Here is a 14,885-nt window from a genome sequence, read left to right on the forward strand (position 1 = left end):
ATGGAAACACATTACCAAACAGTGGACGTGCTGGTGATCGGCGGCGGCACCGCCGGCCCGATGGCCGCCGTCAAGGCCAAGGAAGCCAATCCCGCGCTGCGCGTGCTGCTGCTGGAGAAGGCCAACGTCAAGCGCAGCGGCGCCATCTCGATGGGCATGGACGGCTTGAACAACGCCGTCGTGCCCGGCTTCGCCACGCCCGAGCAGTACGTGGAGGAGATCACCACCGCCAACGACGGCATCGTCAACCAGAAGACCGTGATGGCCTACGCCGAGGGCAGCTATCCGATGATCGAGGAGCTGGACCGCTGGGGCGTGAAGTTCGAGAAGGATGAAAACGGCGACTACGCGATGCGCAAGGTGCACCACATGGGCACCTACGTGCTGCCTATGCCCGAGGGGCACGACATCAAGAAGGTGCTGTACCGCCGCCTGAAGCGGGCGCGCGTGGAGATCACCAACCGCCTGGTGGCGACGCGGCTGCTGACGGCCGAAGACGGCGGCATCGCCGGCGCCATGGCCTTCGACTGCCGCACCGGCGACTTCCACGTGGTGCGCGCCAAGACCGTGGTGCTGTCCACCGGCGCGGCCGGCCGCCTCGGCCTGCCCTCTTCCGGCTACCTGTTCGGCACCTACGAGAACCCGACCAACGCGGGCGACGGCTACAGCATGGCCTACCACGCGGGCGCGGAACTGAGCGGCATCGAGTGCTTCCAGATCAACCCCTTGATCAAGGATTACAACGGTCCCGCGTGCGCCTACGTGACCGGCCCCTTCGGCGGCTACACCACCAACGCCAAGGGCGAGCGCTTCATCGAGTGCGACTACTGGAGCGGCCAGATGATGCAGGAGTTCTACAACGAACTCCAGGGCGGCAACGGCCCCGTGTTCCTGAAACTGGACCACCTGGCCGAGGAAACCATCAGCACCATCGAGACCATCCTGCACACCAACGAGCGTCCCAGCCGCGGGCGCTTCCACGAGGGCCGAGGCACCGACTACCGGCAGCACATGGTGGAGATGCATATCTCCGAGATCGGCTTGTGCAGCGGCCACTCGGCCTCCGGCGTGTGGGTCAACGAGCACGCCGAGACCACGGTGGCCGGCCTGTACGCGGCCGGCGATCTGGCCTGCGTGCCGCACAACTATATGCTGGGCGCCTTCGTGTACGGCAAGCTGGCCGGCGAGAGCGCGGCGCGCTACTGCGCCGAGCGCGAGCTGCCCGAGGTCGACGAGGCCCAGGTGGAGCTTGAACGCGCGCGCGTCTGGGCGCCTTTGGCCCGCAAGGACGGCCTGCCGCCCAACCAGGTGGAATACAAGCTGCGCCGCATGGTGAACGACTACCTGCAGCCGCCCAAGGTCACGCGCAAAATGGAACTGGGCCTGGCGCGCTTCGAGGCGATCCGCGCGGACCTGGACCGGCTGAGCGCCGCCAATCCGCACGAGTTGATGCGGGCGATGGAGATCCACGCGATCCGCGACTGCGCCGAACTGGCCGCGCGCGCCTCGCTGTACCGCACCGAGAGCCGCTGGGGCCTGTACCACAACCGCGTCGACTACCCGGAGCGCAACGACCAGGACTGGTTCGTGCACGTGCAGGTGAAGAAGGTGGACGGCGAGATGACCTGCTTCAAGCGCCCCATCGCGCCCTACATCGTGCCGCTGGACGAGCACGAGAAATCGGCCTACCAGCACCTGCGCGTGAAGAAACCGGAACCGGCGGCCAACGAAGCGCTCGCCGCATGAAAGGAGCAACACCATGACCACAGCCTACATCCCGGCCAGCCTGCCGGTACGCATAGACGAAGACCTGTGCATCGCCAACAAGGGCTGCACCGCCTGCGTCGATTCCTGCCCGCTGGACGTGCTGGCGATCGACATGATCAAGGGCAAAGCCTATATGAAGTTCGACGAGTGCTGGTACTGCATGCCTTGCGAAAAAGACTGCCCCACCGGCGCCGTCACCGTCGATATCCCTTACTTACTGCGCTAGGAGTTAACACATGAAGCAAAAACTGATCGCCCTGCTGCTGTCCACCGCCATCGCCTCCGTCACCGGCGGCGCCGCCAGCGCAGAAACCATCCGCGTCGCCATCGGCACGCAGGACACCACCATCAACTGCGCCACCGGCGGCCTGCTGATCCGCGAACTGAAGCTGCTGGAGAAGTTCCTGCCGCGCGACGGCAAGTACAAGGACGCGCAGTACGACATCCAGTGGAAGAACTTCACTTCCGGCGCGCCGTTGACCAACGAGATGGTCGCGGGCAAGCTGGACCTGGGCTCCATGGCCGACTTCCCCGGCTCCTTCAACGGCGCCGCCTTCCAGAAGGCCGGCAAGCAAAGCCAGTTCATCACCGTGCTGTCCGGCAGCACGCAGGGCAGCGGCAACGGCATCGTGGTGCCGAAGGCGTCGCCGGTGCAGTCGCTGGCCGAACTGAAAGGCAAGACCATCTCCGTGCCCTTCGCCTCCACCGCGCACGGCATGCTGCTGCGCGCCGTGAAGGCCCAGGGCTGGGATCCCGAGAAGGACGTGACCATCGTGACCCAGGCGCCGGAAGTGGCCGGCTCCGCCCTGCAGAGCAACAAGATCGAGGCGCACGCCGACTTCGTGCCCTTCGCCGAACTGTTCCCGCACCGCGGCTACGCCCGCAAGATCTTCGACGGCTCGCAGGCCAACGCGCCCACCCTGCACGGCAGCCTGGTGGACACCGACTTCGCCAGGAAGTATCCGGAGATCGTGGTGGCCTACCTGCGCGCCGCCATCGAGGCGGAACGCCTGATCGCCGCCGAACCCGAGAAGTACAGCGAGTTGATCGCCAAGGTGACCGGCATCGAGGCCGAGGTGAACTACCTGTTCCACGGCCCGCTCGGCCTGCAGACGCGCGACTTCACCTGGAAGCCGGAATACCGCCAGGCGGTGAAGACGTCGATCGAGACGCTGCTGCTGATGAAGCGCACCGACGCGGGGCTGGACGTGAACACCTTCATCAACGACCAGTACCTGAAAACGGCGTTCAAGCAGGCCGGCATCGACTACGACGCCAAGCTGAAGAACTACGGCCGCCAGCCATTGACCGCCAAGGACGCCGCCACCGGCAAGGCCATCACCGACTTCAAGCGCGTGGCGCAGCTGTGGGTGGACGGCGAGCCGCTGGTGCGCTCCTACGCCTCCACCGAGGCCGCGTTCGGCGAACTGGCCAAGCTGGAGAAGGCCGGCAAGAAGGTCCGCGTGGTGTACGCGCACGACCGCAACAGCGGCCTGAAACTGCTGGCCGAGGACGCGTGGTTCGTCAGCTCGAAGAAGGAGATCAGCAGCTTCCTGTTGAAGGACGCGGCCGAGGCCTGGGCCAGGAAGAACGGCGGCAAGGTGCTGGACTTTAGCGCGGCGAAATCCGCCGCCATCTGACAGGGAGACGCAGCATGAGCACAGCCGCACAAACCGTACCGGGCCTGCCCGCGGGCGCGGGCGAGCAGCCATCGCCGCGCGGCGCGGCGACGGGGGGGGAGCCGCATCCGCCGGCGGCCCGCTCGCTGGCCGAGGCGGGCGCCCGCGCGGGCCACCTGTTCCTGCGCCTCGCCTCGCTGGCCCTGTGCCTGCTGGGCTGGCACTGGGCCTCGACCCACCGCGTCGACTTCGGCCTGGTCACGTTCCAGAACGTGCCGCCGCCGGTGGAGGTGCTGAACGCGGGCCTGGACCTGGTGCGCTCGCCGAAGCTCGGCCAGCACCTGGGCGCCAGCCTGGCGCGCGTGTTCGCCGGCTTCGCCGCGGCGGCGGCGGCCGGCATCGCCCTCGGCCTGCTGATCGGCCGCTCGCGCTGGGCCGAGGACGTGCTGCTGCCGCCGCTGGAAATGCTGCGCCCCATTCCCGCCGTGGCGTGGATACCGCTGGCGATCCTGATGTTCCCCTCGTCCGAAATGTCGATGGTGTTCATCACCTTCACCGGCGCGCTGTTCCCCATCCTGCTCAACACCATCCACGGCGTGGAGCACGTGGACGCCCGGCTGGTGGCCTCGGCCCGCAGCCTGGGCAGCGGCCGGCTGTCGATCTTCACCGACGTGATCCTGCCCGGCGCCGCGCCCAGCGTGGTGACCGGCCTGGCGATCGGCATGGGCACGGCCTGGTTCTGCCTGGTGACGGCGGAGATGATCTCCGGCCAGTTCGGCATCGGCTACTACACCTGGGCCTCGTACACGGTGCAGAACTACGCCGAGATCGTGGTCGGCATGCTGTTCATCGGCGTGTTCGGCATGGGCAGCAGCGCCCTGATCAAGCGGCTGGGCCACGCGCTCATGCCTTGGCAAACAGAGGAGAAAAAACCATGAGCACAGGATCGAACACAAAAGCGGGTGGCCCGGCCACCGGGCAAATCAGCATCGAGCGCCTGCACATCCATCTCGGCCAGGGCGCGCGCGCCTTCGAGGCGGTGCGGGACGTGAGCCTGGCCGTGGCGCCCGGCGAATTCGTCTGCCTGCTCGGCCCCTCCGGCTGCGGCAAATCCACCTTGCTGGGCGCCCTGGCGGGCCACCTGGACCCGAGCCGGGGCGGCATCGCCGTGGACGGCCAGCGCGTGCGGGGACCGCATCCCGAGCGCGGCCTGGTGTTCCAGCAGCACACGCTGTTCCCGTGGAAGAAGGTGCTGCAGAACGTGGCCTTCGGCCTGAAGATGAAGGGCGTGCCGCGCGCCGAGCGCCACGCCCGCGCGCTGGAGCTGATCGAGCTGGTGGGTCTGAAGGGTTTCGAGCACCACTACCCGTCGCAGCTGTCGGGCGGCATGAAGCAGCGCGTGGAGATCGCCCGCGTGCTGATCAACCATCCGCGCGTGATGCTGATGGACGAGCCCTTCGGCGCGCTCGACGCGCAAACCCGGCTGATGATGCAGCAGTTGCTGCTGGACGTGTGGGCGCGCATCAAGACCACCATCGTCTTCATCACGCACGACATCGACGAGGCCCTGTTCCTGGCCGACCGCATCCTGGTCATGAGCCCGCGCCCCGGCCGCATCGTCGAGGAACTGCGGCTGGACTTCGACCGTCCGCGCGACGCAGAGCTGGTGACCTCGCCCGAATTCACGCGCCTCAAGCGCCATTGCATGGCGCTGCTGCACCCGTCGGTGCACCAGTTGCCATTGGAACGCCTCAGCCCACTGGGCCCGGCCAACCCCACCCTGATACGAAAGACCGCATGACTACCATCCTGAACGACGATCCCGAACTGCTGGCCCGCATCCGGCACGAGGACAGCGGCGTGCGCCGCATCGCCCTGCTGGAACTGGCCGACTACGCCGACGACGAGCACATCCCCGTCTTCATCGCCGCGCTGAACGATCCCGCCGCCGACGTGCGCACCCAGGCCGCCCGCGCGCTGGAATCCTGCGAAAGCCCGGAAGGCACGGCGGCCCTGGCGCTGGCGCTGGCCGACGCCGACGAGGACGTGCGGGCCGCCGCCGCGCAGACGCTGTCCGAATTGAAGCAGACCTCGTCCGCCGCGCCGCTGCTGCCGCATGTGTCGCACGCCTCGCCGTACGTGCGCGCCGCCGTCCTGCGGGGGCTGCGCGAGTTGCGCGTGCCCGGCAGCCTCGGCCCCGCCCTGGTCGCGCTGGAGGACGCCGACGCCACCGTGCGCCGCGAGGCCGTCTCCGTGCTCGGCTACCTGAAGCATCCCGACGCGCTCACGCCGCTGACCGCCGCCGCCCGCGGCGACGCCGCGCCCGAGGTGCGCCGCGCCGCCATCGGCGCGCTGGGCTACGCCGGCGACGCCGTCCCCGCCCATGTGCTCGACACGCTGCTGAACGCCCTCGCCGACCCGGTCTGGCAGGTGCGCGAGGAAGCGGCGACCACCTTGGGCAAGCTGCGCCCCGCCTCCGCCGCCGGCGCGCTGACCGCGCTGCTGGACGACGACTACTGGCAGGTGCGCCTGCGCGCCGCCCGCGGCCTGGGCCGGCTGCGCCACGCCGGCGCCATCGCGCCGCTGGCCGCCGCCCTGTCGCACACCATCGCCAACCTGCGCAAGGAGGCCGCGCTGGCGCTGGGCGAGATCGGCGACGCGCGCGCCCTGCCCGCGCTGGCCGCGATCCAGGACGACGCCGACCCCGAGGTCCGCAAATCGGCCCGCCTCGCCATCGGCCAGATCCGGAAGACCGCCGGGAGCGCCGCGTGAGCATCCAGGGCATCAGCAACGACCGCGCCGCCGGCACGCTGGAGCTGGCGCTGGAGGGCGGCGAAACGCGCCGCCTCAGCCACGCCGGGCTGCGCGCGCGCTGCCACTGCGCCGACTGCAAGGCGCTGCGCCGCCGCGGCGAGGAATTGCAGGTGGACAACAGCATCCGCCTGATCGACATCGTCCCGGTCGGCGCCTACGGCGTGCAACTGGTCTTCAGCGACGGGCACGACCGCGGCATCTACCCGTGGCGGCTGCTGGAGTCGCTGGAGCCGTCCATCCCGGAAACGCCTATCCCTTAAGTGAGCGGCGCGAAATCCACGATCGGCATAGGATGGTCGCTCCCTGTACAACGTACTGAAAGGAGCGACGATGAAGACTCACGGATCTGCCGTCTGGTCGGGCGGCATCAAGGACGGCAAAGGCGCCATCAGCACCAATAGCGGCGCGCTGAAGGACTACCCCTACGGCTTCGCCAGCCGCTTCGAGGGCAAGCCGGGCACCAACCCGGAGGAACTGATAGGCGCCGCCCACGCCGGCTGCTTCACGATGGCGCTGTCGCTGATCCTGGGCGAAGCCAAGCTGGTGGCGGAGAAGATGGAAACCAGGGCCGAGGTCACGCTGGACAAGGACGGCGACGGCTATTCCATCACCGCCGTGCACCTGACGCTGCAGGCGAAGATCCCCGGCGCGGACAAGGCCACCTTCGACGAGCTGACCGCCAAGGCGAAAGCCGGCTGCCCGGTCTCCAAACTGCTCAACGCCGCCATCACCCTCGACGCGACGTTGCTGTAAGCAGTTACTTTCGCGCGCTTGGAGGGCGCGCGGGTTGATGGTATAAATGGGACTCGCTTCCGAGCCCGAGCGTCCGTATGCCCAGCAAACCCCAGCCCGCCCTCAGCGCCCTTTCCGCCGCCCCGGCGCCCGCCATGGCGCCGAAACGGCGCGGCCGCCCCGCGAAGAGCGAGAACGACAGCCTGCGCGGGGAGCTGATAAAAAAATCCGCTTTCCTGTTCCGCACCCAGGGCTACGACAACACCACGGTGCGCGACATCGCGGCGGCCGCCGGCATCCATTCGGGCAGCTGGTTCTACCACTTCAAGACCAAGCAGGACATCCTGGCGGCCGTGATGGAGCAAGGGATGACGCAGTCGCTGGCCGACATCGAGGCCATCGCCCTGCACACGCTGGCGCCGCGCGACGCGCTGCGGCGCCTGGTGGAGGTGCACCTGCAAACGCTGCTGGCGCCCAACCACGATTTCATCCCCGTGCTGCTGTACGAATGGCGCTCGCTGGACCCGCTGTCGCGCGCCCGCATCATCAAGCTGAAGGACCGCTACGAGGCCATCTGGGACGGGGTGCTGAAGGCGCTGCACGCGTCCGGCGAGTGGGCGATGCCGACCCGCTTCGACCGCCTGCTGATGTTCGGCGCCCTGAACTGGACCGCCCAATGGTACAAGCCGGGCGGCGCCATCGCGCTGCGGGACCTGGCCGACAGCGCGGTGACCTTCATCCTGCGCTCCCCGCCCCGGCCCGCGTAAGCACTTTGTTTTCGCCGCGGCGCCGCGCAGGCTCACGGCAGGTGGAAGTATTCCCTCGGTATCTGCCGGAAGGCGTTGCTGAGATTGGGGTTGTCGAGCTGGATGATGGTGCGCTCCCGCAGGTTGTCGCGCAAACGGATATCCAAATCCAGCAGCTTTTGCAGGCTGCCGTCGGCGAACGCCTTGCGCAGTCCCGCGTGGATCGCGTCGCGCAGCTCCTGGTCGCCCTTGCGGACAAAGAACAGCCTGGCGAACGGATAGTGCAGGGCCAGATGGGGTTCGACGACGACGTCGGGCGCCTGCGCCCTGTAGCGCTCCAGCAGCGGCAAGATCTCGTCCGCGCCCAGCGGATAGAAGTCGATGCGTTTCGCGTTCACCATGCGGAACAGCGACGCGAATTCGGCGGTCTTCACGCCGATGCCCGCCGCGCTCAGGATCTTGATGTCGGCCCATCCCGGGCCCTGGCCGGCGGTCATTTCCGCCAGCTGACCCAGCGTCCGTATGCGCGCGAAGTCCGGCGCGCGCTCCTTGTGGATGAGGAGCAGCCGGTAGCCGCTCAGGCCTCGGTCCAGGGGAAAGTAGACCGGATCGTAGCGCGCCTCGAAGTCCGCGCTGACGCCCGCGTCCAGCACCGAGATCTCGCCCCGCTCCAGCAGGAGGCGGGCGCGCTCCTGGTTCATTTTCACCTTCGACATGGACAGCGCGTGCGGCACGCCGGACTTCGCCAGCGCCAGTTCCAGCACCTTGTAGCCGTAGTCGTCCGGCGGCCGCTCGTCGATGCGCGGGTACACCACGTTCAGCGCGCACCAGGCCGGCGCCATCGTCAGCAACAGGCCGACCATGGCGCAGCGGCAAAGCAATCGGCGGAACCGGGTTTTCGACGCGAACGCGGGCATGCGTCCAACATATACCGATTCGGCGACCCGCTCAAGCCATTCGGAACGCGGCCATTACCCAATGGCAAGCACCTGGCGGCCGTGCATCAAGTCGCTTGACGCCACGCACGTCGCGATGTTACTGTACTATCAATACTAGTACAGGAATTCACCCCATGACACTCCGCGTCCCGCTCATGCTGCACATCGCCACCGGCGATCCCCGCCCCATCCACCGCCAGATCGTCGACGGCGTGCGCCGCCTGGTCGCGAGCGGGGACCTGCCCGTCGGCGCCGCCCTGCCCAGTGTTCGCGGCCTGGCCCAGCAACTGTCCATCAATCCCAACACGGTCGCCAAGGCCTACGGCGAACTGACGCAGGAAGGATGGCTCGACGCCCGCGCCGGGCTCGGCCTGTTCGTGGCGGTGCCGCGGCAGCGCTTGTCGAACGAGGAGCGCTCGCGCCGGCTCGACGACGCCGTGCAGCGCTTTGTCGGCGACGTGATCGGCCTCGACTACCCGAACGCCACGGTGCTCGACCGCGTCGCCGGTGAACTCGAACAATGCCAACCCAGGAAGCTCGCCTGAACATGGACACGCCAGTCATCCACACCGAGGACTTGTGCCTGCAATACAAGCGCAAGATGGCGCTCGACCATCTCACCCTCACCATCGAGCGCGGCGGCATCCACGCCATCGTCGGCGCGAACGGCGCGGGCAAGTCCTCGCTGTTCCGCGTCTTGCTGGGCTTCGAAACGCCCAGCGCGGGCAGCGCGCGTTTGCTCGGCTGCGCCAGCGGCGGGCTGACGCCGGACGTGCGCGGGCGGGTCGGCTTCGTCAACGAGGAACACACGCTGCCCGGCTGGATGCGTGTCGACGAACTCGCCGCCATGCAGCGCCGGCAGTACGCGCGCTGGGACGATGGCCGCTACCGGGACGTCGTCCACAACTTCAACGTCCACGCCGACCAGAAGATCGCGCAGCTCTCGCGCGGCGAACGCGCCGGGGTCAACCTGGCGCTCGCGCTGGCGCAAGGCCCGGAACTGCTGATCCTCGACGAGCCCACGCTCGGCCTGGACGTGGTGGCCAAGCGCGCCTTCCTCGAAGCCCTCATGCAAACCAGCTACGACAGCGGCGCGACCATCATCTATTGCTCGCACCAGATGGAGGAAATCGAGCGCGTGGCCGACAATCTCGTCATTCTCGAACGCGGACAGCTGCGCCACCAATCCGAACCCGCCGCGTTTTGCGCCCGCGTGCGGCTGTGGGTCGCCGAGTTCCCGTTCAAGGCGCCGGACACGCGCTTGCTGCCCGGCGTGCTGGAGGCGCGGCGCATCGACGAAATGACCCACCTCATGGTGTTCGACCAGGACGAGGGCTTCGACGCGCGCCTGAAGCTGCTGGGCGCGCGTAGCGTGCACTCCATGCCCGTGAGCCTGGACCGCGCCGTCAACGGCTACCTCGCCAAAGGCCACATCTCCACCACGCCCCGCGCCGCTTAAGGATCATCATGCTCGACCTGTTCATCTCCGAGTGCCGCCGCTTCCGCACGCCGGCCATCCTCTTCGCCACCGCCAATTCGATGCTGCTCCTGCTGGCCAACCAGCTCGCCGACATCCTTCAGGAACGGCGCGAAATCCACCTCGTCATCCTGGCGCTGTACATGCTGTGTGGGATGGCCTTCGCCCTCTACCAGTTCGGCAGCTATCGCCAGCCCGCGCGCTGGATCTGGCTGCTGCACCGCCCGCTGCCGCGCTGGCGCGTGTTCGCGGGCGTGATGCTGGCGTCGGCGTTGCTGATCGCGCTTTGCGTCGGCATACCCTCGCTGGCCGCGGTCGGCATCCTGGACGCGCTCACGGCGCGCACGGTGGACGCCCGCCATTACCTGGCCGCGACACAGCTGACGCTGTTCACGCTGATCGCGTGGCTGGCGGGGAGCTACATCGTCCTCAACCGCAGCAAGAGCGCGGTCGTGATACTGGTTCTGCCCATGCTGGTTCTTCTACGGATGGCCTCCGGCCTCGTGCTGGTCCCGTTGGCCTGCGCGTGCGTGGCGCTGCTGGCGTTCATCGTCTACGGCGCGTTCAAGCCCGACCGCATGGCGCCGCCGGCCTCCATCGCCGGCAAGCTCGCCACCGCCATCCCGCTGCAGATCAGCTGCTACTTCGTGCTGCTCTGGGCCGGCTCCACTCTTTTCCAGTACGGCCAAGTCCTTTCGGGCGCGCACCCGTTCAGCATGCCCGCCGCGCCGGCCGGCGGCCATATCGAGGCGACACGCGCGCTTGGCTCGGAAAACATGCTGGCCGGCCTGGCTGGCTCAAGCGATCCGCGCGCCGCCGGGTGGCGGCGGCAGATCCCCTTGGTCAAACCGGGAAGCATGCTGCCGGACCAGCGGCAATACCCGGTCCGCCACATGCTGAGCAATGAAGGCGACGCCCGCTGGTATACCGATGCCGCGACCTGGAGCTTCAGCCACGACGACATGCGCTACCAGGGCATGGACCGCCGCCGCGGCACGGCGCTTGGCTGGTACGGCGCGGCCGGATACGGCAGCGGCGCGGCGTTCCCGGCGCCGCCCGCGGTGAGGGTCGCGAACCACCGGGGTTATCTCGTCACGCCGCAGCAGGCCTACCAGATCGGCCAGGACACGCGCCAGTTGACCCCGCGCGTCGCGCTGGCCGGATCGGAACAGTTGCTGCACGTGCCAACGAAAATCGGCGCCCATGTCTACCTCGTGACCAACCATCGGCTGCTCGCGTACAAGGACGGCGCGGCCGGCATGTGGCCCGAGGCGTTCAGCGTACGCCTCGCCCATGACGCCTCCACCTTGGCGCGCGTGGACGTGGCCGAATTGGCGGAAGGGACGCTCGCCACCTTCACCCACAGCGCGCGCATGGCGGACGGCGCGGGCGAGGCGCGCCAGGTGACGGTATTCGTCGACCCGGCCGGCCACGCCGCGCAGGTCGGGCAGCGCGCGATGACCCACGACTTCCCCCGGCTGTTCGAGCACAAGGACTGGTGGCTCTCCCCCGTGCTGCACGCCGTCGTCGCGTTGCCCGACCTGCTGATCGACAAGGGCATGGTGCTCGACGCGGGACAGAAGCGGTTCGACAACGCCTACCTGGCGGTCCGTCCCGCGCCTGTGTGGTTCGCCGCGCTGGCGGTGTCGCTGCTGTCCGCGCTGGCGGCGCTGTGGTGGCTTGGTCCGCGCGGTTCCCAGCGCCGGGCGTGGATCGCCGCTTGCCTGCTGCTTGGCCCGGCGGCCTTCTGCGCGCTGGCCATACTGGAGCCGCGGGCGCGCCGCGAGCCCGCCGCCGTCGCGCAACCGGATGCCGTCGCCGCGAGCGGCTAACGCCGGTCGATCCCAAGCGGTATTGCCCAAATATTTGTTTTCAAACACGCAGGATAGCGATAGCATGCCGATAGCTATTATGATATCGATAACATCGTCACCCGACCTTCACGCCGCATCCCGATTCGATAGCGGCGCGACTCTTCAACGCATCATCTTTCATCTATCTCTATGATTTTTACACGGACCGCGCTTATCACGGTTGTGGCGCTCGGCGTCATGTCGAACGCCTGGGCTCAACAAGCGCCAGCGTCAAATGGGGCGCCGCCAGCGACGGTGGAGGTCAAGGGCATGGCGGACAGCGCCCGCCGCAACGACACCGCCGCCAAGATTGTCATCAACCAGGCGGAAATCGCGAAATTCGGCGATCCCTCGGTGCTCGACGTCATGAAGCGCCTGCCCGGCTTGACGGTCAGCGATTCGTCGGTGCGCATGCGTGGGCTGGGCAATGGCTATACCCAAATCCTGCTCAACGGGGAACGGCCCCCGGCTGGATTTTCGCTCGATTCCCTGGCGCCGGATATGGTTGAGCGCATCGAGATCATCCGCGCCGCGACCGCGGAATTCAGCACCCAGTCGATCGCGGGCACGGTCAATATCGTGCTGAAAAAGGCCGTGGCGAAGGCCTCGCGCGAGATCAAGAGCGGTGTGGGCGCCGGCCCCGGAAGCCGTTCGCAACAGCTGAACCTGGCCATGTCGAACAAAATCGACGCCTTTTCCTACACGCTGGGCGCCACCCTGCTGCACCAGAACGCGCACCTGGCGCCGGTGGAATCGGTCGACCGGCGCGACGCCGCCGGCAAGCGGCTCCAGCAGTATGAAACCCGTTCCGACAATGACAACGCCTATACGGCCGTGAACCTGAACGCGCGGCTGAACTGGAAATTGGACGGCATCGACAGCGTGACGTGGCAAACGTTTGTGGCCGATGGCCGGGCGCACGGCGCCGGCGAGCAAAGCACCAGCACCTCCGCCGGTCAACGCCACCCCTATGCGGCATTGCAAACCAGCTACTTCGGCAACACCACAAGCGTGCGCTCCGACGTCAGCTGGGTCGCCGGGATAGGCGGGACCGGCAGGCTGGATACCAAAATCGGCGTCGCCCTCTCCGACAACCAGCGCGGACTTTTCCGTGTGGCGCGCAACGACGCGGCGACGCCGGTGCTGGACCGCGACTACGTGAGCGATATCCAGGACGAGGGCCTGTCCTGGAGCGGCAAGTTGTCGATGCCGTGGGCGCGGGGGCATGCGCTCGGGATCGGCTGGGACACGGGCCACAACCGACGCGGCGAACGCGAAAACCAGGTGGACCGCGTGCCGCCCGGGAACGTGCCCTTCGATTTCGACAACGGCTTCGATGCCCGGATCACGCGCGTGGCGCTGTACGCGCAGGATGAATGGGATATCTCCCCGGCCTGGTCGATCTACCTGGGCATGCGGGGCGAGGCGATGCGCTCCCGGACCAGCGGCGCCGGCATTCCGACCTCGCGATCGCAGTTGCAAGTGCTCAGCCCGCTCGCGCAAACCTTGTGGAAAGTTCCCGGCGCCAAGGGCGACCAGTTGCGCCTGGCGCTGACGCGGACCTTCAAGGCGCCCGAACTGAGCCGCATGGTGCCGCGCCACTTCTATACCTCGTTCAATACCGAGATTTCACCCGACTTCACCGGCAATCCCCGGCTCAAGCCGGAGCTGGCGCGCGGGGTCGACTTCGCTTACGAGCACTACTGGGCGGAGGGCGCGCTTGTGTCGGCGAGCGCGAGCGTGCGCGAAATCGAAGGCCTGATCCGCGGCGAAGTCGCCTACAACGGCGGCCGTTGGGTCGCGGTGCCGCAAAACCTCGGCACGGCCCATGTGCGCGGCATCGAACTCGAGTCGAAGTTTCCGCTCAAGGCCGTCATGGACACCGCCGCGCAGGTCGATTTGCGCGCCAGCGTCAGCCGCAACTGGTCGCGGGTCGAGGGCGTGCCCGGGCCGGACAACCGTCTCAACGGCCAGCCGCGCTGGTCGGCCAATTTCGGCGCCGACTATGCCAAGGGCGCCTGGAGCGGCGGCGCGAGCCTGGCGCTGGTGGCGGGCGGCTGGACGCGCGACGCCTTGTACGAATCGAAATTGCGCTCGGCGCAGCGAGCCCTGGAAGCGTACGCGGTCCACAAGTTCGGCCCGCGCAGCCAACTGCGGTTTACCGTGCTCAATCTGCTCAAGGTCGGCCAGTCCGGGTCCGCGCGCTATGCCGATCCGTATGGCAGCGTCCAGAGCGACGAACGTCGCGCAGGCTATGTTTCCTGGCGCGCCCAGCACGAGTACCGTTTCTAACCATTCATGGTCACACTGGATACCGACAGCATCCGCTCGACGTAGCGCGCGATGAGGTCGATCTCCAGGTTGACCTTTTTGCCGGCCGCCAGGTGCTTCAGCGTGGTGACCGAAATGGTGTGCGGGATCAGGTTGATCGAGAACTGGCACACCAGGTCGTCGCCGCTGCCGATGTCGGTCACGCGGTTGACGGTCAGCGAGACGCCGTTCACCACCACGGAACCCTTGAACGCCAGGTACTTGGCCAGGTCGCGCGGGGCTTCGATGACCAGCTCCCACGATTCGCCCACCGGCTCGAACTTGCGCACCACGCCCAGCCCGTCCACGTGGCCGGACACCAGGTGGCCACCCAGGCGCTCGGCCAGGGTCAGGGCTTTTTCCAGATTCACCTCGGTGGTGCCGTCCAGGCCCACGGTGCAGTTCAGGCTTTCGCGCGAGACGTCGACCTTGAAGGTGGTGGCGGTCTTTTCGATCACGGTCATGCAGGCGCCGTTCAGGGCGATGGAGTCGCCCAGGGCGACGTCGGCCAGCGGCAGGCCGCCGGCGTCGATTTCCAGGCGCACGCCGGCGTCATGGCCGCCCGCCAGCGGCTGCACCGAGGTGATTTTGCCGACGGCGGCAACGATTCCAGTAAACATAGTCGTAAG

At 67.7% G+C, this 14,885-nt stretch carries 15 protein-coding genes; 13 read left to right on the plus strand and 2 right to left on the minus strand.

Annotation, left to right across the window (positions count from 1 at the left end; translation table 11 throughout):
* The 9 genes from BM436_RS20160 to BM436_RS20200 all read left to right on the plus strand — a co-directional run bounded on the left by BM436_RS20160 (position 1) and on the right by BM436_RS20200 (position 7,699).
* The gene (locus BM436_RS20160; RefSeq protein WP_093557328.1) at positions 1–1,746 is read left to right on the plus strand and encodes a fumarate reductase/succinate dehydrogenase flavoprotein subunit; all 1,746 of its coding nucleotides are present in this window, start codon (positions 1–3) and stop codon (positions 1,744–1,746) included.
* A 13-nt stretch (positions 1,747–1,759) separates the two neighbouring features.
* Complete coding sequence (locus BM436_RS20165; protein ID WP_093557329.1) at positions 1,760–1,993, plus strand: 4Fe-4S dicluster domain-containing protein; 234 nt, start codon at positions 1,760–1,762, stop codon at positions 1,991–1,993.
* A 10-nt stretch (positions 1,994–2,003) separates the two neighbouring features.
* On the plus strand, positions 2,004–3,407 hold the full coding sequence (locus BM436_RS20170) for an ABC transporter substrate-binding protein (RefSeq protein ID WP_093557330.1): 1,404 nt from the start codon (positions 2,004–2,006) through the stop codon (positions 3,405–3,407).
* A 14-nt stretch (positions 3,408–3,421) separates the two neighbouring features.
* Positions 3,422–4,324: an ABC transporter permease gene (locus BM436_RS20175; protein WP_093557331.1), complete on the plus strand. Its 903-nt coding sequence runs from the start codon at positions 3,422–3,424 to the stop codon at positions 4,322–4,324.
* Positions 4,321–5,187, plus strand: a complete 867-nt coding sequence (locus BM436_RS20180) for an ABC transporter ATP-binding protein (protein ID WP_093557332.1) — start codon at positions 4,321–4,323, stop codon at positions 5,185–5,187. Before BM436_RS20175 ends, BM436_RS20180 begins: the two co-directional genes overlap by 4 nt.
* Complete coding sequence (locus BM436_RS20185) at positions 5,184–6,158, plus strand: HEAT repeat domain-containing protein (protein ID WP_093557333.1); 975 nt, start codon at positions 5,184–5,186, stop codon at positions 6,156–6,158. Before BM436_RS20180 ends, BM436_RS20185 begins: the two co-directional genes overlap by 4 nt.
* Entirely contained in the window at positions 6,155–6,460 is a 306-nt protein-coding gene (locus BM436_RS20190) for a DUF971 domain-containing protein (protein WP_093557334.1), read from the plus strand. The genes BM436_RS20185 and BM436_RS20190 overlap by 4 nt, the downstream gene beginning before the upstream one ends.
* 70 nt (positions 6,461–6,530) lie before the next feature.
* Positions 6,531–6,953: an OsmC family protein gene (locus BM436_RS20195; protein ID WP_093557335.1), complete on the plus strand. Its 423-nt coding sequence runs from the start codon at positions 6,531–6,533 to the stop codon at positions 6,951–6,953.
* Between the two features lie 77 nt (positions 6,954–7,030).
* Positions 7,031–7,699 carry a TetR/AcrR family transcriptional regulator gene (locus BM436_RS20200; RefSeq protein WP_093557336.1) on the plus strand — a complete coding sequence of 223 codons (669 nt, stop codon included), beginning with the start codon at positions 7,031–7,033 and terminating at the stop codon, positions 7,697–7,699.
* Between the two features lie 32 nt (positions 7,700–7,731).
* On the opposite strand, the gene BM436_RS20205 is transcribed toward BM436_RS20200, so the two are convergent.
* Complete coding sequence (locus BM436_RS20205; RefSeq protein WP_093557337.1) at positions 7,732–8,541, minus strand: substrate-binding periplasmic protein; 810 nt, start codon at positions 8,539–8,541, stop codon at positions 7,732–7,734.
* 209 nt (positions 8,542–8,750) lie between these two features.
* Here BM436_RS20205 and BM436_RS20210 point away from each other — a divergent pair, with 209 nt between their 5' ends.
* The 4 genes from BM436_RS20210 to BM436_RS20225 all read left to right on the plus strand — a co-directional run bounded on the left by BM436_RS20210 (position 8,751) and on the right by BM436_RS20225 (position 14,238).
* Positions 8,751–9,161 (plus strand): GntR family transcriptional regulator, encoded by a 411-nt coding sequence (locus BM436_RS20210; RefSeq protein ID WP_218164898.1) that lies wholly within the window; start codon positions 8,751–8,753, stop codon positions 9,159–9,161.
* A gap of 2 nt (positions 9,162–9,163) precedes the next feature.
* The gene (locus BM436_RS20215) at positions 9,164–10,075 is read left to right on the plus strand and encodes an ABC transporter ATP-binding protein (protein ID WP_093557339.1); all 912 of its coding nucleotides are present in this window, start codon (positions 9,164–9,166) and stop codon (positions 10,073–10,075) included.
* A gap of 8 nt (positions 10,076–10,083) precedes the next feature.
* Complete coding sequence (locus BM436_RS20220; protein ID WP_093557340.1) at positions 10,084–11,925, plus strand: hypothetical protein; 1,842 nt, start codon at positions 10,084–10,086, stop codon at positions 11,923–11,925.
* Between the two features lie 291 nt (positions 11,926–12,216).
* Positions 12,217–14,238 (plus strand): TonB-dependent receptor plug domain-containing protein, encoded by a 2,022-nt coding sequence (locus BM436_RS20225; protein ID WP_177307366.1) that lies wholly within the window; start codon positions 12,217–12,219, stop codon positions 14,236–14,238.
* Here BM436_RS20225 and BM436_RS20230 read toward each other — a convergent pair.
* Positions 14,235–14,876 carry a riboflavin synthase gene (locus BM436_RS20230; RefSeq protein ID WP_093557342.1) on the minus strand — a complete coding sequence of 214 codons (642 nt, stop codon included), beginning with the start codon at positions 14,874–14,876 and terminating at the stop codon, positions 14,235–14,237. The genes BM436_RS20225 and BM436_RS20230 overlap by 4 nt on opposite strands.
* Positions 14,877–14,885 lie beyond the last annotated feature (9 nt).

This window comes from Pseudoduganella namucuonensis, from assembly GCF_900116645.1.
Classification (GTDB): Bacteria; Pseudomonadota; Gammaproteobacteria; order Burkholderiales; family Burkholderiaceae_D; genus Rugamonas; species Rugamonas namucuonensis.